This is a genomic window from Micromonospora sp. NPDC047521, assembly GCF_055587305.1.
This window is the reverse complement of the sequence record NZ_JBVJGN010000004.1, coordinates 512,391-538,373: the sequence shown is the minus strand read 5'-3', so window position 1 is coordinate 538,373 and position 25,983 is coordinate 512,391. Positions and strand designations below refer to the sequence as shown.

The following is a 25,983-nucleotide window of genomic DNA, read 5'->3' as shown; positions in this document are numbered from 1 at the left end:
GACTACGGCCTCCTGCCCTACCGACCCGGCCTCCTGACCCTGCAACGCTGACCACACGACACACGGGCGGGCACGGCCTCCGGGCCGTGCCCGCCCTGCCATGCGAGAGGTGGTGCCGGGCCGCCGCCTGAATGACGTCGACCCGACACCGCCGCGTGCCAGAGTGGGACATGCCATTGAGCGCGTACCACCTCAGAGCGTCGATCGCCGTGTCCGACATCCAGACGGCTGTCGCCTTCTACGAGGGCAAGCTGGGCCTACCGGTGCTGCGGTCTGGTCCCAGTGCCACCATCGCCGGCGGTAGCCGGATCTACGGCTCCGGTGGCGGGCCGGCGCTGAACGTCTACCAGTCGGTCACCGCCGGGAAGACCCAGGCCACGCTGGCGACGTGGTACGTCGACGACCTCGACCGGATCGTCGACGAACTCACCTCGGCCGGTGTCGAGTTCGTCCGCTACGAGCAGTTCGACCACGACGCCCGGGGGATCACCCCGCGCGCTGGAGGTGGACGGATCGCCTGGTTCCAGGACCCGGACGGCAACACCTTCGCCCTGGAGGCCGACACCTGACCGTCGGTGCGTCAGACGTCACCTTGACGCTGTCGGCTAATCGTATTAGCTTAAAGCTAACGCAGATAGCTAACCGGGGAGAGCTGATGACCGAACACCTGACAGTCGACGGCGGCACAATCGCGTACGAGGTGACAGGCGACGGACCACTCGTCGTCCTCGCCCACGGCATGGGGGACAGCCGCGAGGCGTACCGTTTCGTCGCCCCACGCCTGGCGGCCGCCGGCTACCGGGTGGCGGCGGTCGACCTGCGGGGCTGCGGCGAGTCGAGCGCCCGATGGCCGTCGTACAGCCGCACCGACATCGCCGGCGACCTGCTCGCGGTGATCAGGCACCTCGGCGGCCCGGCCGTGCTTGTCGGTCACTCGATCTCGGGTGGGGCCGCCACCATCGCCGCCGCCCAGGCACCCGACCTGGTCACCGGCATCGTCGAGTTGGCGCCGTTCACCCGCAAGCAGTCGATCAGGCTGGGCGACCTGCGGGTCGGCCGTTACCGCAGGGGCATGATCCGACTGCTCGGGGCCGGCCTGCTGGGCAGCGTGCCGCTCTGGCGCAGCTACCTCGAGGTCGCGTACCCGGGCAGGAAGCCGGCCGACTGGGCCGCCCGGATGGCCCGCGTCGACGCCATGATGCGCGAGCCCGGCCGGATGAAGGCCCTGCAGAAGATGGGCCAGTCGGCGCCCGTCGACGCCGGGGCGCAGCTGGCGAACGTCCGCTGCCCCGTGCTCATCGTCGAGGGCACGCTCGACCCGGACTGGGCCGACCCGCGCGCCGAGGGCGAGGCGATCGTCGCCGCGCTTCCGGCGGGTCTGGGCCGGCTCGACATCATCGAGGGCGCCGGCCACTACCCGCACGCCCAGTACCCCGACGAGGTGACCTCGCTGGTGCTGACCTTCCTGCGCGCGAACGCCCATGCCTAGGGCCGGCCTCGCCCCGGCGGCGGTCGTCGCCGCCGGGGCCGCGCTCGCCGACGAGGTCGGCTTCGCCAACCTGTCGATGGGCCTGGTGGCCGAACGGGTCGGCGTCCGGACACCGTCGCTCTACAAACACGTCGACTCGCTGGAGGCGCTGCGTCGGGGCATCTCCATCCAGGCCCGACGCGAACTCGGTGACACGCTGGTCCGGGCGACCGTCGGCAGATCCGGCCCGGACGCCGTCCGCGCGTTCGCCGACGCCTACCGCCGCTGGGTCCTCGACCATCCGGGCCGCTACGCCGCCACCGTCCGCGCGCCCGACCTCGATGACGAGGAGGACCGCCGCGCCAGCGACGAGGCCCTGCGGATCCTGCTCGACGTCCTGGCCGGCTTCGGGTCGCCGGGCGCCGATGCCATCGACGCCGCCCGCGCGCTGCGCTCGGCGCTGCACGGCTTCGCCAGCCTGGAGAGCGCCGGCGGCTTCGGGCTGCCCCGCGACGTCGACCGCAGCTACCGCTTCCTCGTCGAGACTCTGATCAGCGGCCTGGGAGCCGACAGGTCAGGTGACTCGGCGAGCCCCGGGGACGCGGCGTGACCGCCGCCCCGCCACCGGGTGTCGTCAGACCAGCAGTTGCTCCCGCAGCCGTGCGCCCAGGTTGATCGCGCCCACCGCCCGCGGCCCGGCCGGATCGTGCACGCCGACCGTGTTGTTGCGGCGCATCAGCTCACGGACCGCCGGGGGCAGTCGGGGCGGATCGTCCATGGCGGCGAGGACCTGCGCGGCGCTCGAGATCAGTCGATCGACCAGGGCGGCGGCGTCGGTGTCCACCCGTACCCGGCCGTACTCCCAGCCGGCGGTCGTGAGGTCCAGCACCTCGAACACGCGGGTCACGACCGGGACCGGATCGGTCACCCGCTCGAGACGGCGCGCCTGGCCGCCGACCACGGAGACGGCGGCGGCCAGCTGGGCGTACGGGTGGTAGCCGCACGGCAGCGCGAACAGGGGCCACCGCAGCGCCGGACCGACCTCCTTCCACAGTGGCCGGTAGTTGCGGCGGTTCACCAGCAGCCGTCGACCCGTCCGTCGGTGGTAGTCCTGGGCCTGGGCCTGCAGGTCGGCGTGGGCCTCGTCGGCGACCTGGCTCACGATCCCCGCCGCCACCACCAGGCCGTCATCGCCGCCGAGGACTCCGGTGACCGCCTCGACCTGCTGGGCGAACGGGATCCGCGCGTGGGCGCCGTACCTCTGACGGACGTCCCGCAGCAGCGCCTGCTGCCGCTGCGGATCGAGCTGGACCCGCCCGCCACCCAGCAACCGCTGGAGCCAACCCATCTCGCCTCGTTTCAGCAGAGCCGTCCCGGACCGCGGCAATGCTAGTGCGTCGGACCCCGTCCGGTGCTGAAGGGGTGGCGACCGGCCACGGTCATCGGCAGGCGGCCCCGGCCCGTTCGCGGACCGCCTCCCGCATGCTCGGGGTTCCGCCATTCTGCATGGCGCGCATCGTGTCGTGGGCGTTGCGCCACGCGCGGCCGGCCCCCACCACGTCCTCGAGGGACCGCCGCGTGTCGTGGATCAGGATCTCGGCCTGGAAGGCGTCGATCCTGTTCCGCGTCGCGGTCGCCACCCGGACGGCCTGGTCGAGCTGCTCCACCGCCTCGTCCGAACGGCCCGTCTCGACGAGGTACCGCGCGAGGGACATCCGGATCTCGGGCTCGTCGGTCCTGCGCCCTGCCTTCTCGGCGAGCGCGAGCGCCGCCCGCAGAGAATGCCCTGCCTGGTCGGTGGCGCCGAGCAGCACGAGGGACCGCCCTCGGGCCTCGGACGTCCAGATCTCCGCGTCCTCGACGCCGACGCTCCGGTACAGGGCACGGGCCCGTTCGCTGTTCTCGATGGCGGTCTCGTGCCTGCCGAGCGCGCCGTACGTGCGGTGCAGGTTCAGGTGCACCACTGCCTGCTCCAGGAGCATTCCCTCGTCCACGAAGATCCTCAGCGCGTCCGACAGCAGCTCAAGGGCCTCCTCGTCGGCCCCGAAGAAGTGCCTGGCGCAGCCCAGGCTCCGCAGCGCGTGTGCCTCGCCGACCCGGTCCCCGCTCTCGCGGGCCGACCGCAGCGACAGCCGCATGACGTCCTGCCAGTCATGGAAACGTCCACTGCGCTGCAACCACGACTGCATCCTGAGGGCGAGCTGCCACGCGAGGACGCCCGTGTCACGCTCACCCGCGACGCGTACCGCCTCGTGCAGGATCTCGTGGTTGTCGTCGAACCAGCGGACGGCCGCGTCGAAGGTGTCCGGCAGTTCCGCGACGACACAGGCGTACGGCGGGGGCGGTGCCGCAAGGGTGCCCTTCGGCTTCAGCGCCGCCAGGGCGTGGTGACTGCTGTGCAGGTAGTGCTGGAGCAGGCGGGTCACCGCCGCGTTCCGGTCGGCCTCGGACTCCTCGGCCAGGAACAGCTCCTGCGCGTACGCCTTCACCAGGACGTGGGACGTGAAGCGGCTCCTGTCGTCCTCCTCCAGCAGGGCCGCGTCGGTGAGTTCCGTGAGCAGGTCACGAGCGGCCAGCGGTGGGATCCCGGCCAGGCTGGCGCACGCCTCGGCGGAGATGCCGGGAGCCAGGGCGGCGGAGGACAGCCGGAAGAGCCGCGCCGCGTCGGGGCTGAGCTGGTGGTACGACCAGGCGAACGCGGCCCGGGGGTCGCACACTCCGGAGCCGCCGGGGAAGGACGACAGTCGCCGCGTGTCGTCGCGCAGCTCGCTGGCCAGGGTGGCGAGCGAGAGTCGGGGACGCGCGCTCAACCGGCCGCCCAGGATCGCCAGTGCCAGCGGCAGACGACCACACAGTTCGATGATCTCGTCCAGGGCGTCGCCGGACGCGGTGGACCGTCCGGGCGTGCGCTCGATCCGGCGTTCGAGCAGCGCACGGGCGGTCGGCATGTCCGGAGGGTCGAGGTGCAGGAGGCAGGCCCCGTCGAGAGCCGCGAGCCCGACGAGGGGTCTGCGACTCGTCACCAGTACGAGGCTCCGCGCCGAGTTGGGCAGCAGGGGGCGTACCTGCCCGAGGTCCTGGGCGTTGTCCAGCAGGATCAGGATGCGCCGTCCCGCGGTCAGGCTGCGCCACGTCCCGACCAGCGCGTCGAGGGTCTCCGGCATGCTGGACACCCGGACGCCCTGCGACGACAGCAGCGAGCGCAGGGCCTCGTCGGCCGGCATGACGGCGTCCTCGACACCGTGCCCGCGCAGGTCCAGGCTGAGCTGGCCGTCGGTGAACTCGTGGGCGACCCGGTGGGCGAAGTGTGCGGCAAGCGTCGACTTGCCGACCCCGCCCATGCCGTCGAGCGCCACGATCAGGGGGCCGGTACGCCCGCCGTCACACGTCCTGAGCCACTCGTGAAGCGTCGCGAGTTCCTCGGTGCGGCCGACGAAGAGGGGAAGATCCGGCGGCAGCTGCGCCGGCCGGGTCAGCGGTGCCCAGGCGATCGTCCCGGCGGTCTCCGGCGCGGGCGCCGTCGGGGTGGCACCGACCGGGCCGGCCGGCGTCACCGCCTGCTCCAGCACCTGCCGGTGCACCTCCTGGAGGCCTTGCCCCGGGTCGAGGCCCAGGTCCTCGGCGAGGCGGGCGCGGACCGTCCGGTACACGGCCAGGGCCTCCGCCTGCTGCCCGGCGGCGGCCAGCGTGTGGATCAGGCTCGCCTGCACCTGCTCGTGCAGCGGCGCGATCGAGGTGGCCAGCCGCAGGGAGGGCAGCACGCGGGCCGGCTGGCCGAGCGCCACCGCGAGGTCGGCCGCGGCCCCGCACACGTCGAGAAGTTCCGTGTCGAGGGCAGTGAAGATCGACGTCGCGGACGGGCCGTACGCCAGCGCGTCGCCGGCGGCGCCACGCCAGAGCCCGAGCGCCTCGACGTACCGGTCGAGGGCCTCCTCCCGGCGCTGGGCGGCGATGCTCGCCCTGGCCGCCTCGGTGAGGTCACGGAACGCCAGCAGATCCACCGTGCCCGGCCCCGGGGACAACAGGTAGCCGTTGCCGTGCCGCCGCAGGTACGAGCCGTCCTCCCGCCTCGGAATCGTGGGCTCCATCAGCCGCCTCAGCGCGCCCACGTACTTGTGGATGACATTGCGTGCGGCGGCGGGGGAGCTGTCGCCCCAGATGTGCTCGATCAGGCTGTCCGTGCTGATCGGCCGCCCCACTCGGGCGAGCAGGAGTGCCAGCAGAAGGCGCTGTTGTGCGGGGCCGGGATTCACCTCGACGCCGTCGCGCCAGAACCGGAGCGGACCGAGGAGCTGGAAGTGCAGACGTCCGCCCACGGTCGGCGCGGTCCCCGGGTCGGTGGCGCCGGTGCTTGTCGATCTGGACAATGACGTGGTCCTTTGCCGGTGTTTCGTGCCGTTCGCCGCTTCGTGTCCGCCTCCACGGCCAGGTGGGCGGGCGCAGCCGTCAAGGATACGAGCGGGATCGGGTCGAGCAGGGAACAGCGAACGCCAGTAGCGGCTCGGGCCACCCTCCTGGGGTTCGCGAGGGCAGCCCGAGTCGCCGCGTGGTCAGTTCCGCAGCGCCCACTGCTGGTTCTGTTGTCCGTTGCAGGACCAGAGGATGAGCTTGGTGCCGTTGGCGGTGCCGGCGCCGTTGGCGTCGAGGCAGAGTCCGGACTGTACGCCGGTGATGGTGCCGTTGCTGTTGACGTTCCACTGCTGGTTGGTGCCGCCGTGGCAGTCCCAGATGATGGCCTGGGTGCCGTTGGCGGTGCCGTTGCCGTTCGCGTCCAGGCACTTGTTGCCGAGCACCTGGAGTTGCCTGGCGGCGGTGTAGGTCCAGCGTTGCGGGCTGCCGCCTGTGCAGTCCCAGAGCTGTGTCTGGGTGCCGTTTGTGGTGCTGCCGTTGGGTACGTCGACGCAGCGGTTCGACTGCCCGCCGACGATCTGGACGTTCTGCTGCGGGTTGGTGCCCCCGGCCGGCGCGTAGCCGGCGGCGGCGATGTTGGCCTGTACGGCGTCCTCGGTGGCCGCCGTCGGGTAGCCCGAGGTCAGGACCCCCTCGAAGAAGGTGCCGCGGCCGGTGATGCTGTTGTCGCCACCGATGCCGAGCAGGATGGCCCCCTCCTTCTTCATCGGGTGGTAGCCGTCGGGCCGTCGTCCGTCGAAGTAGGTGGTCAGGCCACCGGACTGGGCACTTGCGCCCCGGATCGCCCAGTGGTTCGGCTCGCCCTTGACCATGGCGGTCACGAAGCGGTGGTTGATGGACGCGATGTTGTTGTAACCGGCGTTCACCCCGGAGAACAGCCCCCACTCCAGGTCGGCCATGATCCAGGGGCCGGCACCGGCGCCGTAGCCCCACTGTTTGTTGGCGCCGAAGTACACCGTCTCCATGATCGCGCGCTCGTCGGCCAGGCCGTTGGTCTGCGCGTTGCCGTAGTCGAAGCAGCACCACTGGTTGTAGTGCGTGCCGTCGACGACCGCGTAGATGCCCTCGGGCTGGTCGCCTGTCGCGACGCCGTTGGTGTTGTTGTTGCGGTAGCCGGTCCCGGGGGCGATGTAGACGCCGTACGCCTTCTGACCGCCGATCGTGACCGGAGCCGCCTTCGCGTCGGCGAGGTTGTCGTACCCGCCGGGGGCGGGGCCGGAGAAGCCGCCGGGTGGTGCCTGGGTCAGGCGGTTGTTGCGGCCCGACTGGTCGTAGATGATCGTGATGACGCAGCTCGTGTTGGCGCAGAACGAGTCCTGCGTGGCGGCGTTGGCGTAGCCGCCCGCGCTCAGCACGCCGACGTCCCTGGTGGTGTTGTCCGACGAGCGGCGGACCTGGTAGAGCGGACCGCTGTACGCCCCGTACAGGGCCCGGGTGGTGCTGTGCGCGGCGACGCACGGGGTGCCGCCCGAGGCGTAGATGTCACACGGTCCGGTGCCGGCGGCGCGGGCGATGCCCGGCGCGTCCGAGACCACGTAGAGGCCGGCGGCGACGACGAGGGTGAGCAGGGTCCCCGCAGCGGCCAGCAAGCGACCCGGTCTCCGTCTCATCTGCATCGAATCCTTTCGGGTGGTGGGGTGTGGAGTCACGGTGACGTAACACGTCATACCTATGAGATTAATGTGCATCTATGGATATGGCCAGCGTGGTTATGCTCGTGGGGCGAGGCATGGCGCGTCCCCGTGTCGGGGCAAGAATCGATTCGAGGACGAGGATGAACATCGGGGAGATCGCCCGCCGGGCGGGAGTGTCCCGCAGCACCGTCTCCTACGTGCTGAGCGGGAAGCGGGCGGTGTCCGAAGCGACCCGACAGCGGATCCAGGCGGTCATCGACGAACTGGACTACCGCCCGAACGCCAGCGCGCGGGCCCTCAAGGAGGGGCGTACCCGCACCCTCGGGCTGGTGATCCCGCCGGCGAGCCAGCGGTTGACCGACATGCAGTTGGGCTTCGTCGCCAGCGTCGTCGAGGCGGCCGCCCGCCACGACCTCGACGTCCTGCTGTCCCCGTCCGGCGGTGACCACGACCGGTCGTTCGAGCGGATCGTCACCGGGCGGCGCGTCGACGGTGTCGTCCTCATGGAGATCCGGTTGGAGGACGAGCGGGTGACGCGGCTGACCCGCACGGGTCTGCCGTTCGTCACGATCGGTCGGACCGCCGACCCGCACGGGATGAGCTGGATCGACATCGACTACGCCGGTCTCATCTCCCGGTGCGTGCACCACCTGGCCGACCTCGGGCACCGGCACGTGGCCCTGGTCAACCGTTCCGCCGAGTTGGTGGCGGCCGGCTACGGCCCCAGCCACCGGGCGCTCGCCGGTTTCCGGGCGGCGGTCTCGGAACGCGGCCTGACCGGCGTCGACGTCTGCTGTGGCGATGACACGGCCGCCGGGGAGATGTGCGTGGAGCAACTGCTCGCCACGCATCCGGAGGTCACGGCGGTGGCCACCATCAACGAGGCGGCGCTGCCCGGCATGCAGCGTGCGCTGGCCGGCGCCGGGTTGTCCGTGCCGGCGGACTTCTCCGTCACGGGGGTGGCCGCGCAGCACTGGGCGGAGGATTTCCGGCCGCCGTTGACGGCAGCCGACGTGCCGATGCGCGAGATGGGCGCGGAGGCGGTGGCGCTGCTGCTGGAGATCATCGCCGCACCCCAGGCGGTGCCGCGTCACCGCCTCTACAGTCCGCCCGTCTCGTTGCGATCCAGCACCGGCCCGGTCCGGGCCCGCCGAGCCGGGCCGGCTACCCGCCACTGACCCGCCGCTCCTGGTGGGCGGCGGCAAGGATGAGGTAACTGCTGGCCGTCCAGGTGTACGCGCGGTCGCGCAGCCCGGCCCCGGTCTCGGCGTCGAAGTTCTCCGCGAAGCCGGACTTCTCACACAGGGCGAGGAACCGGCGACTGATGTCGTCGGCGATCCCGGTGTGCCCGGCCCGCCGCAGACCGTCCTCGACCAGCACCGTCGAGGGCGCCCAGATCGGCCCCCGCCAGTAACCGTCGGCGACGTAGTGCGCCGAGTCGACCGGTTCGGTGGCCAGGCCGTGCGTGGTCAGGTGCGCCCCGATGCCCCGGGCCAGCGCGTCGGCGACCGGGGTGGGCAGGTCGGCGCCGAGCGCCACGGGCATCAGGTCGAGCAGGCTGCGGCTCGTCCGGCGCCGGCCGCTTCGCGGGCTGCGGGCGGTGAAGCGCTCGCCGTCCCACAGGTCCCGCAGCATTGCCGTACGGATCCGGTCGGCCTCCCGGGACCACCGCGCGGCGGGCTCACCCAACTCGGTGGCGAGGTCGGCCAGGCACGTCAGCTGCGAGACCAGGAACGCGGCGAGGTCGGCCGTCTCCAGGACCCGGTCGCCGTCGAAGGTGGTGGCGTTGTCCCAGCCGCTGTCGTTGCCGTGCTGATAGTGCGGCAGGTCGTGCCCGGGGGCGCGGCGCGCGTCGAGCCAGAACCCGGTCCAGCGCGACAGCCTGTCGTACGTCCGGGCGAGCGCCGCCCGGTCCGGCGGCTGAGGGAGGCGCTGGCGCAGGTGGCGCAGCGCCCAGCCGTGGATGGGGGGTTTGACGTAGTTGTGCAGGACCTCCGAGTGGGTGACCGAGTCGGGCAGCGCACCGGCCTCGTCCTGGTGGTCGAAGGGCAGGTGGAACTGGTGCCAGGCCAACTCCGGATCGCCGGCGGCCAGGGCGATCGCGTTGAAGCAGTGGTCCCAGCTCCACACCTTGTCCATCCAGTGCTTCGACATGAGGACGGCCGGTCGGGTGACGAAGCCCGCCGGGCCGACAGTCGCCGACCACAGCACGTACGCGGCCAACTCGGCGGACGGGGTGTCCGGACCGCGCCACGGCGCGACCGCGTCGACGAACGCGCCGAACTCACAAGCGCGGTCGCGGCACAGCCTGTCGAAGGTGGCGGACGCCGTGTACGGCCGGCGGGCGGTCGCGTACTCCTCGATCGCGATCTCCCACGGCTCGTCGCCGGCCAGGTCCAGGAACCGGTCCGCGGTGCCGAGGGCCTCCACGCCCCCGGCCCGACGCAGCGCGCCGGCGAGCACCGTGATCCGGTAACGGCGCCCGGTCTCGTAGGAGGTGAACACGTGCGCGCCGTCGACCGGATCGAGGTAGAGGTAGGTGCCGCTGAACGGGGTGAGGGTGCTGGCGACCGCCGCCACCCGCAGCCCGAGTCGCCGGCCCCGGATCCGCAGGGTGTCCGGCCCGTCGTAGACCGCGTCGATCCGGCCGGGCCCGGTCCGCCAGGACAGCAGCGCGGGCGTGGCGACGACAGTGGCGCCGGGGACCTCGGGTGCGAGACGCAGGACGGGGTGCAGGCCGGTCTGGTGGGAGACCAGGTGCAGGTCGTCGGCGTACGTCTTCTCGGCTACCACCGGGGAGATGTTGAACCAGGAGCCGCGGTAGCTGAACGGGATGTCCTGGATGGAGAACTCCGGACCGGACGGGGCGACGGTCATGGGTGGCTGGTGCCTTTCTGGGGCGGGTGGTCAGTCCTTCACTGCGCCGGCGGTGACGCCCGTCGAGACGTACCGCTGGGCCAGGACCAGGAGCACGGCGGCCGGGACGGAGGCGACCACAGCGGTGGCCATGATGGCGTTCCACTGTTGGTTGTCGTTGCCGCCGTCCACGACTGAGTCCGGTCATCTGCTGCCTCACTTCAAGTCGATCGTCAGATGGGTGTGCGGGTGGTGACAGTCGCGCACCGGACGCGGTCCGACCTGAGGCGAAACGATTCGACGAATCGGTTCGCCCGAAGATAGGACTGTCCTCGTTCGATGGTCAAGGGGTGATCAGCCGCAAGGATGTGACACCGGGAAACACACTTGTCACTCGATCGTCACTTCATTGACATCCTTCAGTGTCCGGTCCTACGATCCCTGCGAATCGATTCGCAAGCGCCGCCTCCGGAGTGCGTCCCTCACGCCCCACCAAGGAGCCGCCCCGTGAAAACCCCGTCCCACGGCAGGCCAGGACGAGCCCGCGCGCTCGTCGCCCGACTCGTGGTCGGCCTGCTCGCCGCCACCACCGCCGTGACAGTCGCCTCGCCCGGCGCGCGGGCCGCCGACGAGTCGATAAGCGTCACCTTCTCCACGACCGGCGGCACACCTGCCTACCGCGCGTCCGGCTGGATCTACGGAATGACCGAGAACGCCAGCGGCCCCGCCGACCACTTCTACCGGGACGTCAAGTTCCAGTACATGCGTGCCGGGGGCGCGCAACTGCCCGGCAGCGGCTGGGTCGGCGGCACCTACGACCGCCGGTGGAACTCCACGGTCGCCCAGGCACGCCGGACCGTCGCCCTGGGCGGCCAGTTCATCATCCTGCCGCACGACCTGTGGGGCGCCGACGGCGCCGGGATCTCCCGCTTCCCCGGGGACAACGGCAACTGGACCGACTACGACGCCTTCCTGACCCGGCTCATCAACGACGTCCGGGCCTCCGGGCTGTCCGTGCAGTGGGACATCTGGAACGAACCGAACATCACCATCTTCTGGAACCGCCCGATCGCCCAGTACCTCGAACTGTGGCGCCGCACCTACCAGCGCATCCGGGCCGAGTTCCCCAACCAGCTCATCGTCGGGCCGAGCTGCGCCTGCGTACCGTCGACCACGCACGCCTTCTGGAACCAGTACCTGGAGTTCGTCCGCTCGACAAACACCGTGCCGGACATCGTCAGCTGGCACTCGCTGCCCGGTGACCCGGTCGCCAACGTGGCCGCCGCCAACGCCACCCTCGACCCGCGCGGCATCGCCCACCCCCGGCCGTACCAGATCAACGAGTACGGCGCCCCCGACGAGCAGAATCCCGCCGACGGCGCCTGGTACATCGCACGGTTGGAGCGCGCCCGCGCGGACGGGCTGCGGGCGAACTGGGCCGGCGGCGGCAGCCTGCACAACGACCTCGGCAACCTGCTGATCCGCAACTCGGCCGGCCAGCACCAGCCCAAGGGGGAGTGGTGGGCCTACCGCTACTACGCCTCCCAGACCGGTCAGATCGTCGCGGTGACACCCAGCCAGTCGTACGACGCGTTCGCCACGAAGGCGACAGGCGTGGCGAAGGTGCTCGTCGGCGGCGGGCGTACCACCGGGAACCTGACAGTCAACCTGCAACGCCTCGACACGACCAGTGGGATCGTGCAGAACAACCAGGTGCGGGTGCTCACGCAGCGCATCCCGCACAACGGCGGCGGCGCCGTGCAGGGCCCCGTGACGGTCTCGAACACCGTGGTCACCCTGTCCAGCACCAACGCCACGGTGACCCTGCCGTACGGCAACCAGAACGACACGTACACCATCACCCTGCTGCCGCCCTCCGACGGCGGCTTCCAGTCGGTGGCCGTCGCCCAGCACTCCCAGCAGTGCCTGAACAACGCCGGTTCGAGCACCACCGACGGCACCGTCCAGCAGCAGAACCACTGCGACGGCGGTGACCAGCAGCTCTGGAACTTCCGCCCGGTCGCGGGTGTGGCAAACACCTACACGGTGGTCAACCAGCAGAGCGGCAGGTGCCTCGACGTCAGCGGCGTATCCACCGCGGACGGCGCCGCCGTGCACCAGTGGACCTGCCTGAACGGCCTCAACCAGCAGTTCGGCCTCCGCAAGGTGACCTACGCGGGCAACGACTCGCACGACTACCAGCTGGTGGCCCGGCACAGCGGAAAGTGTGTCGACGTCAGCACGATCTCCACGGCCGCCGGGGCGGCGGTGCACCAGTGGACCTGCAATCAGGTCGGCCAGGGCAGCCCGCTGAACCAGACGTGGCGGATCTGGGGGCGCTAGGCGTCTCGGGGGCGGTGGTGCGCTGGTCGTTCGCCACCGGTCGGCGCGCCACCGGGCCAGCGACATTCATTGACATGAATCGAAGAAACGTCATACGATTCGGCGCGAATCGATTCGCCACCGCCACCACCGTCGCCCGTGGCGAGTCGCCAAATCCCCGCGCCTCCACGACTCCGAGGAGCCACCTCGTGCGAACACCGTCCCCGAGTGGGCCAGGCAGAGCCCGCCATCCCAACCCGAGGCGCAGTCGCGCCCGACGTCTGACCACCCTGGCGGGTGCTCTGCTGGGCATCCTCGTCGTCATCGGCGTCACCCCCGCCGCCCCGGTGGCCGCCGCCATCGAGCCGGGGCGGAGCACCCCGATCGTCGGCACGCCGTCCGGCCGCTGCCTCGAGGTGCCCAACTCCAGCACCACGAACGGCACCCAGACGCAACTCTGGGACTGCAACGGCAGCGCCGGGCAGACCTGGACGTGGACGTCGACCAAACAACTCCAGGTGTACGGCAACAAGTGCCTGGACGCCTCCGGCCGCGGTACCGCCAACGGCACCCAGGTGATCATCTGGGACTGCAACGGCCAGAACAACCAGCAGTGGAACGTCAACAGCAACGGCACCATCACCGGCGTGCAGTCCGGGCTCTGCCTCGACGCCAACGGCGCCGCCACCGCGAACGGCACCAGGATCATCCTCTGGGCCTGCAACGGAGGCGCCAACCAGCAGTGGGCCTCGCCGACCACCACCCCGCCGCCGACAAACCCGCCGACCGGCGCCCGCCCGTGCGACATCTACGCCTCCGGCGGCACCCCGTGCGTGGCGGCGCACAGCACCACCCGGGCTCTCTTCGAGGCGTACGCCGGCAACCTGTACCAGGTCCGGCGCTCGTCGGACAACACGACACGCAACATCGGGCTCACGGGTACGGGCGGCACCGCCAACGCGGCGACACAGGACTCGTTCTGTGCCGGCACCACCTGCGTGATCACCGTCGTCTTCGACCAGTCCGGGCGCGGGAACGACCTCTGGTACCAGGGGTCGAGCGTGGTCCCCGGCTCACCGCAGAGCAGGCCGGCGGTCGCCACCTCGGAGTCCCTCACCGTGGGCGGCGCGAAGGCGTACTCGCTCTACATCAACCCCGGCAACAGTTACTGGCGCGACGGACACCTGACCGGAGTGCCGACCGGCGCGGCTCCCGAGGGCATGTACATGGTGACAAGCGGCACCCACGTCAACAGCGGCTGCTGCTTCGACTACGGCAACAGCGAGACGACGCGCAAGGCCGACGCCGCCGGCGCGATGGACGCCATCAACTTCGGCAAGCAGTGCTGGTTCGGCGGCTGCTCCGGCAGCGGGCCCTGGGTGCAGGCGGACCTGGAGTGGGGCCTGTTCCCCGGTGGAAGCAGCTCCTGGAACCCGAACCAGCGCGCGTTCACCAGCAAGTTCGTCACCGCGACGCTGAAGAACAACGGCACCACCCGCTTCGCCATCAAGGGCAGCGACGCGCAGGCAGGCAACCTCTACACGCTCTGGGACGGCTCGCTCCCGCCCGGATACAGCCCGATGAAGAAGCAGGGCGCCATCATCCTGGGCAGCGGCGGGGACTGCTGCAAGCCCGACGGCGGCGCGAACCTCAGCGCCGGCACCTTCTACGAGGGGGCCATGGTCGCCGGCTATCCCAGCGACGCCACCGAGAACGCGGTGCAGGCCAACGTGGTCACCGCCGGCTACCGCTGACCTGTACGGGAAGCGCGCGGCACACCCGTGCGCCGGTCACCAGTCGATGGTGGCCGGCGCACCCGCGCGGCCGATCAGGAGACCGCCGCCTTCACCAACTCGACTACCCGCTTCTCCACCTCAGGGCTCCACGCGCGCAGCGCGTACGCAACAGGCCACAGGTCACCGTCGTCGAGGTTGGCCGTGTCCTGGAAACCCAGCGTCGAGTACCTGTAGTTGAACTTGGCGGAGTCCTGGAAGAAGACGACGATCTTGCCGTCCTCGTTCGCGTAGGCGGGCATCCCGTACCAGGTCTTCGGTGCCAGGTCCGGGGCGGTCGCGCTCACCGTCACGTGCACCCGCTCGGCGAGCGCGCGGTCCTCCGGCTCCATCTGCGCGATCCGGTCGAGGACCGCCTGGAGGCCGTCGGCCCGCTTCGCACCCTTGCGGCCCTCGGCACGCAGCTCGGCGGCGCGCTCCTTCATCGCGGCGCGTTCCTCCGCGGTGAAGCCGTCGGATGGGGTCGTGGACGTCTTCGCGGACATTCGCGGGCTCCCTCTCTCTGGTGAGGCTCGGCGTGCTGCCGTCTACCTGGTAAAAGGCTAGGCTCGGCGACAGGCGGACGCTTCTTGATTCCTGATCGATGACGGGCGCGGCGTCGATCCGGTCCGGGGGAAATGCCCACGCGAGACAGACTGCCGTTGCGTAGTGTCACCGGACGTGATGGATCTTGTGGAGCGGCACACCGTCCTCTCCGTCGTTGTCGGTTCGCGGGCGTACGGCCTGGACGGCCCGGAATCGGACGTCGACCGGCGCGGCGTCTACGTCGCACCGACCCGGGCGTTCTGGCATCTGGACAAGCCGCCCACCCACCTCGACGGGCCAGCGACCGAACAGTTCTCCTGGGAGATCGAGCGCTTCTGCGTGCTGGCGTTGCAGGGCAACCCGACAGTCCTGGAGGTGCTCTGGTCTCCGCTCGTCGAGTCCGTCGGCGCGGACGGACGACAGCTGCTCGCGCAGCGGCAGGCGTTCCTGTCGCAGCGACTCGCCCAGACGTACGGCAGGTACGCCCGGGACCAGCTCGACCGGGTGGCCGCACGCCGGGAGCGCACCGGGCAGACCAATCACAAGCAGGCCATGCACATGATCCGGCTGCTGGTCGCCGGAGCGCACGCGCTGCGGACCGGGGAGATCCTGGTCGACGTGCGACGCCTGCGCGACAGGCTGCTGGCGGTACGGCGGGGCGACCTGCCCTGGCCGACGATCACCGCGTGGGCCGCCGGTCTGCTCGCCGAGCTGTCCGAAGCGGCCGCCGACAGCGTCCTGCCGGAACAAGCCGACCGGGAGGCCGTGGACCGGTTGCTCACCGCCGTACGAGAGGGGAATCTACGGTGACCCTCGACGTGCCGTCGTGGGCCGCGCAGGCCGCCCGCGCGCTGCCCCGCCCCCTGCTGTTCGCCACGGTCAGCGGGGCGCACCTGTACGGGTTCGCATCCGTCGACTCTGATCTGGACCTGCGGGCCGCGCACCTGCTGGCGCCCGAGGAGGTCGTCGGCCTGCGCACCGGGCCGCAGACGTTGCAGCACACCGGCGTACGTGACGCCGTGGAGCTGGACGTGGTCAGTCACGACCTGCTGAAGTTCGCCAGCCTCCTGAACAGTCGCAACGGGTACGTCCTGGAGCAGGTGCTGTCCCCTCTGGTGGTCGTGACCACGCCGGTGCACGCCGAACTCACGTCCCTGGCCCCGCGCCTGATCACCCGTCACCACGCGCACCACTACCTCGGGTTCGCGGCCGGGCAGATGAAGCTGTACACCAGGACCGGGCAGCTCAAGCCCGCGCTGTACACGCTGCGGGTCCTGCTCACCGGAATCCACCTGATGCGCACCGGCCGCCTGGAGACGGACCTCGGCGTGCTCGGGGCACACCTGGCGTACGTGCCAGACCTGATCGCCGCCAAGCGGGAGGCCGAGCACGGGCCGCTTCCGGAGGGCGCCGCGCAACGACTCGCCGTCGACGTACCCCGACTCCACGCCGAACTGGAGGCGGCCCGGGACGCCTCGACGCTGCCCGACCACGCCGACCCAGCGGCCGTGACCGCGCTGCACGAGCTGGTGGTCCGTACCCGACTGGGCGGCATACCTGCGAACTAGCGTCCGCCGGACACGCACAAGCCCCGGTCGGGACGTGTCCGACCGGGGCTTGTGCGGTTGTCCTACCGGCGGCGTCGCCGGGTCAGGAGACGAAGCGGGTACGGCGGCGGCGCCCCGTCAGGAACAGGACGGCGCCCGCGGCCAGCAGGGCGACCCCGCCGCCCAGCGCCAGGCCGGACTGACCGGTGATCGGCAGCGACGGGCCGTCGCCGGCGTCTCCGCCACCGGTGCCGCCGCCGGCAGGGTTGACGACAAGTGCGGCGACGTCGTTGTCGGACGTGACGTCAGGGGTCGAGGACTTCGCCGTGACGGTGCCGGTCAGCTCCCCGGCGGTGTCGATCCGCAGCCCGAAGTTCCAGGTGACTGCCTCACCCACGTCGAGCGGGTGGACGGCCGTCCGGCACACGTAGCCGGCGTCCGCCTTCGCGCAGCCGTCCGGCACCGCCGTGACGGTGGTGCCCTTCGGCGGTACGACGGTCACTGTCGCGGCCGGCTCGCTGATCCCGGAGGCGTACGCGGGACCGAGGTTCTTGACACCAACCTTCGCGGTGACCGTGGCGCCGACACTGGCGCGGACCTGCCCACCGACGGCGCTCACGTCGGAACGGTTGGTGCCCTCGACCGTGAGGATCACGTGCTGCGAGTCCAGGAAGACCGAATCCTCGGTCTGGGCGCCCTGTGCGCGCAGACCGTCGGTCTTGCGGACCAGACCGAGGGTGCCCTGCGTGCCACGGGTCGGCTTGGTGGCCCGGACCATGTCGAGGTTGTCCCGCCCGTCGACCGGAGTCGACCAGGTGAACCCGGCCCCGGCGACACCCGGCGCCGGCACCTGCGGCCGAAGCTGCAACGGCAGATCCTCGGACAGCCGGTACTCCTGACCGGGGGCCAGCGTCGCGTCGAAGTGGCAGTACGCGGCGAAGCTGCCGTACTCGCAGTTGTCGTAGCGCTTCGGCACGGTGAACATGGCCTCGTAGTAGAAGAACATGTCGACGCCGGTGATCGCGTTGTCCCCGGTGTTGCGCACCGTGAGCGGGTTGGTGAAGACGTCACCAGGCCGGGCCTTCTTGCTGATGATCGGCCCGACCTCCAGGGCGACCTTCTCGCTGACGGTCACCGTCGACGTCCTGGTGTACGTCTGGTCGCGGCTGGCCACCTTGACGCTCACCTCACCCTCGTCGCCGACCTTCGCCGCCGCCAGCGGCCGGAAGGTGAGCGTGGTGATGCCCGCGAACAGGTTCTCCGATGCGAGCGTGTCGAACGTGCAGGTGATCGTGGTGCCCGACTGCTTGCACGGGCCGGAGCCCTCGAACGTGAGCGCGGCCGTGGCGACACCGGCGAGCTTCGCGGTGTCGATGGTGACCGTGACGTCGTTGAGCGTGAAGTCGGTGTCGTAGTTGTAGAGGTAGACGGACTGGGTCTTGCCGATCGAGCCGGGCACCAGCGCGGTGTGGTCGAGGTTGAGCTGCGTGCCCTTGGGCAGCGCGACCGCGGACGGCGGCGCCACGGCGTTGGCGCCGAGCACCCCGATGGCGCAGGCGCCGAACCACGCGGCGACCCGCAGCAGACGTGAACGACTCACTGATGTTCCTCCCCCGTTGATGAACGGGGGAGATCCTAGCCGCTGTGACCCGTGCGTGGGGGGCGTCGGGACGACGGACCGTCCTTGCTGGACGTAGGCTTCGGCCTATGTCCAGCTGGCCATGGCAGGGCCGGGCGACGAACGTGTCAGTGGTGTTCGTGGTCGGCCTGGTCGCGCTCGTCGGCCTCGTGGTGCAGTCCGAGGGCGTCGACACCACCGCCGACCGGGCGGCCCTGCTGGTGGTGCTGGCGTCCTCCGGGGCGCTGTACGTGCGCCGCCGTCACCCGGTGTGGGTGGGCGTGGTGGCGCTGGTGGCCGTCGGCGCGTACGGGGCACTGCTGCACCGGCCGGGACCGATCATGCTGGTCTTCGTGGTGGCGCTCTACACGGTCGTCGACGAGGGTCACCTCGCGGTGGCGATCGGGCTCGGGGTCGCCTCGGTGGTCGCCTTCGCCGTGGCGGACGGCGGCAACCGTGTCGGGCCCGACTCCAACGGTGCGACGCTGCTGCACGCCGGCTGGCTCGTCGCGGTCATCGTCGGCGTGACCCGCAACCGGCGGGCGTACGTCGCGGAGGCGCGGGCCCGGGTGCTCGAAGCGGAGCAGACCATGCGGGAGGAGGCCCGTCGGCGGGCCACCGAGGAACGCTTGCGCATCGCCCGTGAACTGCACGACGCGCTCGGCCACCACCTCTCGCTGATCAACGTGCAGGCCAGCGCCGCGCTGCACCGCCCGGATCCCACCCGGTCCGTGCAGGCCCTCACCGCGATCAAGCAGACGAGCAGGGACACGCTTCGCGAGTTGCGCGCGACGTTGGACGTCCTGCGGCAGGAGAGCGGGACACCCGCCGCGGCACCCGGCCTGAACCGTCTCGACGAGCTGGTGCACGTGGCCGGAGGGTCCGGGTTGGCGATCCGTGTCGACGTGACCGAGACCCGACCGTTGCCGCCGGAGGTCGACCTGGCGGTGTACCGGATCGTCCAGGAAGCGCTCACCAACGTGGCCCGGCACGCAGGCGCGACCGCCGCCGTGGTCCGGGTGCGGCCCGAGGGGGACGACGTGCTGGTCGAGGTCGACGACGACGGCACCGGGTCGCCCGGGCCGACCGGCAACGGGATCATCGGCATGGGTGAGCGCGCGCGGTCGCTCGGCGGTTCGCTCACCGCGCGTCCGGGGCCGGACGGCGGTTTCCGGGTGCGGGCCCGCCTTCCGCTGGGACCAGGCGACGTGCCGGCGGGGGCGTCGGCGTGATCCGGGTGCTGCTCGCCGACGACCAGACCCTGGTCCGTGCCGGCTTCCGGTCCATCCTGGAGGGTGAGGACGGCATCGAGGTGGTCGGTGAGGCCGCCGACGGTGCCGAGGCGGTGCGTCTCGCCCGCCTGTCGCGGCCGGACGTCGTCCTGATGGACATCCGGATGCCCGGGCTGGACGGCCTGGCGGCGACCCGCGAGATCACCGCGCACTCCGAGATCCGGGTGATCATCCTGACCACGTTCGACCTGGACGACTACGTCTACGGCGCGCTGCGGGCGGGCGCCAGCGGTTTCCTGGTCAAGGACACCGAGCCGGCGGAGCTGATCCACGGCGTGCGGGTGGTGGCCCGTGGTGACGCGCTGATCGCGCCGTCGATCACGCGCCGGCTGATCTCCGAGTTCGCCGCCCGGGCCCGGCACCCGGACCCGGGCCCACGGCTGAACGCGCTCACCGACCGGGAACGCGAGGTCATGGCGCTTGTCGCGGCCGGCCTGTCCAACGACGAGATCGCGGCGCGACTGGTGCTGAGCCCGGCCACCGCCAAGACGCACGTCAGCCGGATCATGACCAAGGCGGGGGTCCGGGACCGGGCCCAGTTGGTCATCCTCGCCTACGAGTCCGGTCTGACGGTCCCCGGATGGCTCGCCCGCGACCGCCCGTGACCCGGGCGCCGGTCCCGCTCAGCCGGCACGCCGGGAGCGGGCCAGCGCCAACCCGCCGAGAACGATGCTGACCAGGCCGACCACCAGAGCCACGTAGGCGCCGCCACGTCCGTTGCCGGTGCCGATGCCACTGTCGGAGGTGGCCACGACGACGCCGCCGAGGACGACACCGATCAGCCCGGCCGTCACGGCCACGGCCGGTCGGAGTCGCGCGTTTGCGGCACCGGTGGCGGGGCGGGCCAACGCGAGCCCTCCGATCACCACGCCGATCAACCCCAGCACAGCGGCCACGGAGGCGCCGAGCCGACCGGCGCTCATCGTGGTGACGCTGGCGGCGAGCAGGTGAGTGTCGTACATGGCGGTTCCCTTCGCTCACGGGCGGATGCCGTTGCAGCGTATGGAGCCGCAGGGGCACCGGTCGTCAGGCCGGAGTTGTCGATGGGCCTACCACCACGGGTGTACTGACGCGACACGACGCACCACCCCGGTTGCGGCCCGCACACGCCAACGCCGCCGCCTGCCGAAGAACCGACAGGCGGCGGCGCTGACGCGACGCTCAGGAGTACGGGAGCCGCAGCACCGACTGGTTGCCGATGCCCACAGTGCTGGGGTTGCTGCCGATCGCCGACCAGACCTCCACCCGCACCGTGCCGTTGCTCAGCGCGCCGAACGTTCCGGTGGCCGAGGCGAGGCCGGCGGCCTGGGTGTAGTGCTCGTAGCCGGAGACCGGGTCGGTGGCGAAGTACCGCCACGTCTCGACCCGTTCCCAACTGCCGTTGCCGGTCAGGTCGTAGGAGACCCGCACCTGCACGCCGTTGCCGACCGCCGTACCGGCATCGACGAACAGGTCGAACGCGGTCTGCGCGCCCGAGTAGGCGAGGGTGAGCCCGGTCGCCGTGAACACCTGGGCGTTCGTCGGCGTACCGTCGTGGTTTCCGTTGGCGGCCGCGACAGTGGTCGTGGCCGCGCCACCGGCGGCGCCCAGACCGCCACCGGGCAGCAGGTACCGCGTCGGGCTGCCCGTCGGCGGCGGAGTCGTCGGCGGCGGCGTGGTCGGTGGCGGAGTCGTCGGCGGGGGATCGGTGGGCGTCGGGGACACGCCGCCGGCCGCGTTGCCGCCACTCCAGGTGTACGCCCCGGTGGTGGCCGTCCTGCCGGCGCCCACGGTGAGCGTGGTGCCGTTGGAGAACGTCACAGTGACAGGTGACGCGGTCGGGTTCGATGCCACGTAGGTACGCGCCCCGTTGCGCGAGAAGACCGCCGACAGCGGGTGGTTGCCGGTGACCGTCGTGTCGACTGTGCCCAGCGCCGCGAGGTTGCGGATCCAGTGGAAGGTGTGCGCCCTGCTCTCGCCCTCCTCCGGGGTGTAGCCGGGGTTCGCCCGCAGGTTCGCCAGTGCCGCGTCGGGATCGCCGAGCGCCTGGAACTGCCAGAGGATGTCCTGCCACACCGTTGGTTGTCCGCCGTTGTTGCGGACCAGTTCGGCGTAGTTGGTGCGCACGTACGCCGGGTTGTTGCCGAGGTAGAGGTGTCCGCCGGTGACGGGCAGCAGGTTGATGCCCTGGATCATCTCCGGGTCGGCGCTGAACCAGGTGGCGTACGCGCCGCCGTCGCCCCACACCATGCCGACCGTGGAGTGCCCGAAGGCGGCGGGGAAGTTCTGGTCGCTGACGTCGAACCAGTACTCCTGGATGGCGGCGGCCTGCGTGGTGTAGAGGAAGACACCCGCGTCACGGACGGCCGTGTTGCCGGTGACCTGCCCCCACTGGATCAGGGCGTTGGCGAAGTTCATCCCCTCGGACGAGGACTCCTGGTTGTTGCCCGAGCCGAACGAGCCGTGCCCGGACGCCCAGTCGTGCCCGGCGTAGATGTCGAAGTCCCGCAGGTAGGGAAAGCGGGTGTCGTCGCGCCGGTAGTTGTTGGCGTCGCGGATCAGCAGGTCCACCATGCCGCCGTAGCGACTGGTGCTGGCCCACGACGGGTCGAACTTGGCAAGTGTCGCGGCGGCGGCGATGTAGTAGCCGTAGTGGAAGTGGTGGTCGTTGAGTTCCTGGTCGGAGCCGTACGACGCCGGGTAGCCGATCAGGGTGCCCCAGTTGTTGTCGTAGTAGAAGACCCGGCTGGTCTTGCCGCTGGAGGCGGTGAACCAGTCGGTGAGCGTGCTGCGGATGGCGTTCAGCGCGCTGTCACGCGTCGTGGTGTCGTTGACCAGGTCGGCGATCTCGGCGATCCGCGCGGCCCGGCCGAGGCCCTTGCCGGTCCAGTACGTGTCGCCGCCGCGCTGGTCCATCGGGTTTGCGCGCACGGCGGCCAGTTGGCTGGTGAGCGTCGCCAGGTCGCTTCCGCTGCCGTCGCCGACGGCGGGCAGCTCCGGCAGGACACCCTGGTACTTCATGGCGGTACGGAACTGGTTGACGCCTGTGAGCACCTTCATCCGGCCGCGCGCCGACGGGTAGGTGGGCGTGATCGCGGTTGACCCGCTCAGCGACTTCCACTGGTGCGGGTAGAGGCTGACCACCGTCTGCGTCGCGGTGCCCTCCCGGGCGGTGGTGGTGAACGCGTACGTGGTGGTCAGGCCGCTGGCCGCCGGGTTGTAGGCGTACGACACCTGGGTGCCGGTGACGTGGGCGTGCGCGTACCGGCCGTAGGTGGCGGCCAGGTCGGCGCGTTCGGTCGCGCTCGACGTCGGCGGCAGGAGAGCGACGGAGAAGTAACCCCGGCCGGCCAGGGTGGACGTGATCCGGCCGGACGCCACGGTCCAGCTCGCGCCGCTGGGGGCGTACCCGACGTAGTCGTGGCCGTTGACCCGGAAGCCGATTGTCGCGCCACTGTTGGACCAGACCTCGGGGGTGCCGGCGGTGCTGATCTGCGCGTTCCCGCCGGTGGTCTGGAAGTACGCGAAGGGCAGCCCGTGGCCGATGGTGGCGCGCATGGTGCGCGTGCCGTCACTCCAGTACGGGCTGACGGTCCAGTCGGTCCAGCCGTCGACCTTGACCACTGGTGCGCCGAGGCCGGCCACGCCGACCCGGATGTCCTGGACGTACGGGTAGTGGAATTCACCGACGCCGGTCGCGGTGCCGCTGATGGCGGGTGTGGAGTTGGCGGAGAAGCCGAGGCCGTCGGTGTAGGTGTCGTACGAGATCGGGTGGGCGTGCAGGGGCTCGCTGAAGGAGCAGTCGGTGCGTTTGAACAGCAGCGAGGACCACCAGTCGTTTGTGGGTACCGCGCCGGCGGGGGCGTTGGCGGTGACGAACTGCCGGGGGTTTGTGGACATCGGTCCGCACCCCGTGGGCAGCGGCCCGACCGGGGTGGTGGTGTAGCTGCCGGCGCCGACGGGTGCGGCCGCCGCGGGGCCGGTGACGGGGATGGCCAGGCCGCCGACGACCAGCGCCAGGGCTGTCGTGACGGCCAGGATCCATCGGCGGTGGGGGACGGGAGGTTTCATGGTGCCTCCATCGCGCGTCGGTGCCGGTGGGGGCCGGCCCGACGCCTTCGTCTTAATTGAGGAGAAGGTCTGCTGAGAGAGCGCTCTCTCACCGGGCACGGTAATCGAACGCCGAGAATCTCGTCAATGTGTCCGGCTGGTTGCGTGCGGATGTCGCGATTTGCCGCCGGCGGGACCGACCCGACCCCGGGCCGCACGCGCGGCCGTCAGCTCAGGTCGTACCAGCGGGCCCACTCGTTCGCCACGGCGACCCGGACCGGGTCCGGGTCCGCCCAACTCCAGTTGGGGTGGGCCCGGTTGGTGAGAAGGACGAGCACGAGCCGGCGGTCGGGGTCGACGACCAGGGAGGTGCCTGTGAAGCCGGTGTGCCCGAAGGTGGTCGGACGGCTGATCCGGCCCATGAACCAGGGCTGGTTGAGCACCACGCCGAGGCCGTGGTCGCTGGTGCGACCCGGACGCTCGGCGTCGACCGCGGGCAGGCCGGCGTTGGCGTTGGTCAGCATCAGCCGTACGGTGCTCTCGGCCAGGACCCGTTGCCCGCCGTACACGCCGCCGTCGAGCAGGAGCCGACCGATGACGGCGACCTCCTGCGCGGTGCTGAAGACGCCCGCGTGCCCGGCGACGCCGCCGAGGTGGTTGGCGACGTCGTCGTGGACGACCCCGCGCAGCAGTCCACGCGAGGATCGGGCGTCGGTGGCGACCATCCGGGCCGCGCGTTCGGCGCTGCTGATCCAGGTGTTCGGGGTGAAGCCGGTCCACAGTAGACCGAGCGGGTCGGTCAGGTTTGTCTTCAGTGCCTGGTCGAGCGTCTGGCCGGTGACCTTCTCGACGAGCTTTCCGGCGACCATCAGACCGACGCTCGAGTACCGGAACACGCTCCCCGGCACGGTGCCCGCGACCAGCGGAGTGGCGAGCACCGCCCTCCACCTCGCGTCCAGGGTGCCCGAGCCGGTGCCGCTGGCGCCGACCGGCAGGCCGCTCGTGTGCGCCAGCAGCATCGCCACGGTGACCGCCGACTTGCCGGTGCCTGTGAAGTCCGGCAGATAGCGCACCACAGGCGCGTCCAGGTCGAGGCGACCCCTCTCCACCTGCTGCAGCACGAGGATCGCGGTGTAGACCTTGGTGATCGACGCCAGGTCGAAGATCGAGTCTGGACGCATCTGGACACGCTGCGCCGCCGGCAGGAGCACCGGTCCCGCGTCGAAACGCAGGGCCTCACCCACGGTGACCCGCGCGCTCGTCTGCCCGTCCGTGCTGACCAGCGCCACCGCGCCCGCGTACGACGGGTGCGCGGGATTGTCGGCTGTGGGTTCCAGGTGTTCGGTGAGTAGGCGGGTCAGCCGTTTGCCGAGCGTTGTCGCCACAGGGCCCAGGGGAATGGTGGCACCGCCACGACCGACGGCCACGGACGCGGCCTGCCGAGCACCCGTCTGTTCCGCCGGGTGGGTCGCCTGGCGACCGGTGAGTGCCGCGGCGGCGGTCAGGCCGAGACCGAGCAGCGAACGACGATTGAGGCGCACGGGTGGATCATGCCAGCCGGCCGGGCGTGTCGACAGCTGTCGACACGCCACGACTGCCGGACGAGGTCAGCGGAGACCGGCGAACAGGTCGTCCTCCGGTAGTGGCGTGTCGGTGGTGTCCCGCACCCGGACGAACGTCTCCATGCCCATCAGCTCGGTGAACCGGTCCCGGCCCAGCTGGAGGAAGAAGATGTTCTCGGTCTGGCTGGCGTGCGTGGCCAGGGCGTCGAACTTCTGCCCGCCGTACGCCCTGGTGTCCACCCAGGTGGAGATCTCCTCGTCGGGCAGGCCCAGCTGCGGCTGTGACTCGTCCGGCTCGGCCCACTCGACGCCCATCTCCTGCATGATCTTGCCGAATTCCGCGAACGCCGTACGCGGCACGGTGGTCCAGTACACCTTCGCGGGGATGTCGGTCTTCGCGACGGCCGCCATCGTGATCCGGTGGGCCTGGATGTGGTCCGGGTGGCCGTAGAAGCCGTTCTCGTCGTAGGTGACCACGACGTCCGGGCGGTACCGCCGGATCAGCTCCGCCAACCGGTCCGCCGCCTCGTCCACCGGAGTGGTCCAGAACGCGCCGGGGAGGTCGTTGGTCGGCCACCCCATCATCCCGGAGTCGGCGTACCCGAGAGTTTCCAGGTGGGTGACCTTCAGCGCCGCGCAGCTGGCCTCCAGCTCGGCTTGGCGCATCGCCACGACGGCCGCCGGGTCGTGCCCCGGGTCGCCGGGCTTGACCCCGCCCGGACCGTCACCGCACCGCCCGTCGGTGCAGGTCACGAGCACGGTCGTGACCCCCTCAGCCGCGTAGCGGGCCAGGACGCCGCCGGTGCTTGTCGCCTCGTCGTCGGGGTGGGCGTGCACCGCCATCAGGGTCAGGGATCGTTCAGCCATGCCGTCAGCCTACGAGGACCGGCGGGGATCGGTGGTGACCCGCGCCACGGCGCCCGGGAG

21 protein-coding genes are annotated in these 25,983 nt (G+C 71.1%); 10 read left to right on the top strand and 11 right to left on the bottom strand.

The annotated features are described in order from the left end of the window. Positions 1–209: 209 nt before the first annotated feature. From ACZ6N8_RS13155 to ACZ6N8_RS13145, 3 genes are all read left to right on the top strand, one after another. Positions 210–569: a VOC family protein gene (locus tag ACZ6N8_RS13155; protein ID WP_466009805.1), complete on the top strand. Its 360-nt coding sequence runs from the start codon at positions 210–212 to the stop codon at positions 567–569. Between the two features lie 86 nt (positions 570–655). Beyond that, positions 656–1,489: an alpha/beta fold hydrolase gene (locus tag ACZ6N8_RS13150; protein WP_466009803.1), complete on the top strand. Its 834-nt coding sequence runs from the start codon at positions 656–658 to the stop codon at positions 1,487–1,489. After that, positions 1,482–2,078 (top strand): TetR/AcrR family transcriptional regulator, encoded by a 597-nt coding sequence (locus ACZ6N8_RS13145; RefSeq protein ID WP_466009802.1) that lies wholly within the window; start codon positions 1,482–1,484, stop codon positions 2,076–2,078. Before ACZ6N8_RS13150 ends, ACZ6N8_RS13145 begins: the two co-directional genes overlap by 8 nt. 24 nt (positions 2,079–2,102) lie before the next feature. Here ACZ6N8_RS13145 and ACZ6N8_RS13140 read toward each other — a convergent pair whose 3' ends face one another. The 3 genes from ACZ6N8_RS13140 to ACZ6N8_RS13130 all read right to left on the bottom strand — a co-directional run bounded on the left by ACZ6N8_RS13140 (position 2,103) and on the right by ACZ6N8_RS13130 (position 7,494). Then, positions 2,103–2,816 carry a hypothetical protein gene (locus tag ACZ6N8_RS13140; protein ID WP_466009800.1) on the bottom strand — a complete coding sequence of 238 codons (714 nt, stop codon included), beginning with the start codon at positions 2,814–2,816 and terminating at the stop codon, positions 2,103–2,105. Between the two features lie 91 nt (positions 2,817–2,907). Then, complete coding sequence (locus ACZ6N8_RS13135) at positions 2,908–5,835, bottom strand: AfsR/SARP family transcriptional regulator (protein ID WP_466009799.1); 2,928 nt, start codon at positions 5,833–5,835, stop codon at positions 2,908–2,910. A gap of 183 nt (positions 5,836–6,018) precedes the next feature. Then, complete coding sequence (locus ACZ6N8_RS13130) at positions 6,019–7,494, bottom strand: arabinofuranosidase catalytic domain-containing protein (protein ID WP_466009797.1); 1,476 nt, start codon at positions 7,492–7,494, stop codon at positions 6,019–6,021. Between the two features lie 158 nt (positions 7,495–7,652). On the opposite strand from ACZ6N8_RS13130, the gene ACZ6N8_RS13125 reads away from it, so the two are divergent. Further along, the gene (locus tag ACZ6N8_RS13125) at positions 7,653–8,690 is read left to right on the top strand and encodes a LacI family DNA-binding transcriptional regulator (RefSeq protein WP_466009795.1); all 1,038 of its coding nucleotides are present in this window, start codon (positions 7,653–7,655) and stop codon (positions 8,688–8,690) included. Here ACZ6N8_RS13125 and ACZ6N8_RS13120 read toward each other — a convergent pair. Together ACZ6N8_RS13120 and ACZ6N8_RS13115 are read right to left on the bottom strand one after the other, a co-directional pair. Then, entirely contained in the window at positions 8,677–10,389 is a 1,713-nt protein-coding gene (locus tag ACZ6N8_RS13120; protein WP_466009793.1) for an amylo-alpha-1,6-glucosidase, read from the bottom strand. The genes ACZ6N8_RS13125 and ACZ6N8_RS13120 overlap by 14 nt on opposite strands. A 30-nt stretch (positions 10,390–10,419) precedes the next feature. Beyond that, a complete protein-coding gene (locus tag ACZ6N8_RS13115; RefSeq protein WP_466009791.1) occupies positions 10,420–10,560 on the bottom strand; it encodes a hypothetical protein in 141 nt (46 codons plus the stop codon). A gap of 315 nt (positions 10,561–10,875) precedes the next feature. On the opposite strand from ACZ6N8_RS13115, the gene ACZ6N8_RS13110 reads away from it, so the two are divergent. Together ACZ6N8_RS13110 and ACZ6N8_RS13105 are read left to right on the top strand one after the other, a co-directional pair. Then, positions 10,876–12,711: an RICIN domain-containing protein gene (locus ACZ6N8_RS13110; protein WP_466009790.1), complete on the top strand. Its 1,836-nt coding sequence runs from the start codon at positions 10,876–10,878 to the stop codon at positions 12,709–12,711. Between the two features lie 188 nt (positions 12,712–12,899). Then, positions 12,900–14,444 carry an arabinofuranosidase catalytic domain-containing protein gene (locus ACZ6N8_RS13105; RefSeq protein ID WP_466009788.1) on the top strand — a complete coding sequence of 515 codons (1,545 nt, stop codon included), beginning with the start codon at positions 12,900–12,902 and terminating at the stop codon, positions 14,442–14,444. 74 nt (positions 14,445–14,518) lie between these two features. Here the strand turns inward: ACZ6N8_RS13105 and ACZ6N8_RS13100 are convergent, their stop codons facing one another. Continuing rightward, a complete protein-coding gene (locus ACZ6N8_RS13100) occupies positions 14,519–14,968 on the bottom strand; it encodes an iron chaperone (RefSeq protein ID WP_466009786.1) in 450 nt (149 codons plus the stop codon). Between the two features lie 175 nt (positions 14,969–15,143). Between ACZ6N8_RS13100 and ACZ6N8_RS13095 the strand changes: the two genes are divergently transcribed. Beyond that, positions 15,144–15,818 carry a nucleotidyltransferase domain-containing protein gene (locus ACZ6N8_RS13095; RefSeq protein ID WP_466009784.1) on the top strand — a complete coding sequence of 225 codons (675 nt, stop codon included), beginning with the start codon at positions 15,144–15,146 and terminating at the stop codon, positions 15,816–15,818. Continuing rightward, entirely contained in the window at positions 15,815–16,576 is a 762-nt protein-coding gene (locus tag ACZ6N8_RS13090) for a nucleotidyltransferase domain-containing protein (RefSeq protein ID WP_466009782.1), read from the top strand. Before ACZ6N8_RS13095 ends, ACZ6N8_RS13090 begins: the two co-directional genes overlap by 4 nt. An 82-nt stretch (positions 16,577–16,658) precedes the next feature. Here ACZ6N8_RS13090 and ACZ6N8_RS13085 read toward each other — a convergent pair whose 3' ends face one another. Continuing rightward, entirely contained in the window at positions 16,659–18,155 is a 1,497-nt protein-coding gene (locus ACZ6N8_RS13085) for a hypothetical protein (protein WP_466009780.1), read from the bottom strand. A gap of 107 nt (positions 18,156–18,262) precedes the next feature. Here ACZ6N8_RS13085 and ACZ6N8_RS13080 point away from each other — a divergent pair, with 107 nt between their 5' ends. Then, entirely contained in the window at positions 18,263–19,405 is a 1,143-nt protein-coding gene (locus tag ACZ6N8_RS13080; RefSeq protein ID WP_466009779.1) for a sensor histidine kinase, read from the top strand. Then, positions 19,402–20,070, top strand: a complete 669-nt coding sequence (locus tag ACZ6N8_RS13075; protein WP_466009777.1) for a response regulator — start codon at positions 19,402–19,404, stop codon at positions 20,068–20,070. The genes ACZ6N8_RS13080 and ACZ6N8_RS13075 overlap by 4 nt, the downstream gene beginning before the upstream one ends. Positions 20,071–20,088: 18 nt before the next feature. On the opposite strand, the gene ACZ6N8_RS13070 is transcribed toward ACZ6N8_RS13075, so the two are convergent. The 4 genes from ACZ6N8_RS13070 to ACZ6N8_RS13055 form a co-directional block, all read right to left on the bottom strand. Further along, positions 20,089–20,427, bottom strand: a complete 339-nt coding sequence (locus ACZ6N8_RS13070) for a DUF6223 family protein (protein ID WP_466009775.1) — start codon at positions 20,425–20,427, stop codon at positions 20,089–20,091. A 199-nt stretch (positions 20,428–20,626) separates the two neighbouring features. Then, on the bottom strand, positions 20,627–23,515 hold the full coding sequence (locus ACZ6N8_RS13065; RefSeq protein WP_466009773.1) for a glycosyl hydrolase: 2,889 nt from the start codon (positions 23,513–23,515) through the stop codon (positions 20,627–20,629). Positions 23,516–23,721: 206 nt separating this feature from the next. Further along, complete coding sequence (locus ACZ6N8_RS13060; RefSeq protein ID WP_466009771.1) at positions 23,722–25,035, bottom strand: serine hydrolase domain-containing protein; 1,314 nt, start codon at positions 25,033–25,035, stop codon at positions 23,722–23,724. A gap of 66 nt (positions 25,036–25,101) precedes the next feature. Further along, on the bottom strand, positions 25,102–25,923 hold the full coding sequence (locus ACZ6N8_RS13055; protein ID WP_466009770.1) for a PIG-L family deacetylase: 822 nt from the start codon (positions 25,921–25,923) through the stop codon (positions 25,102–25,104). Positions 25,924–25,983 lie beyond the last annotated feature (60 nt).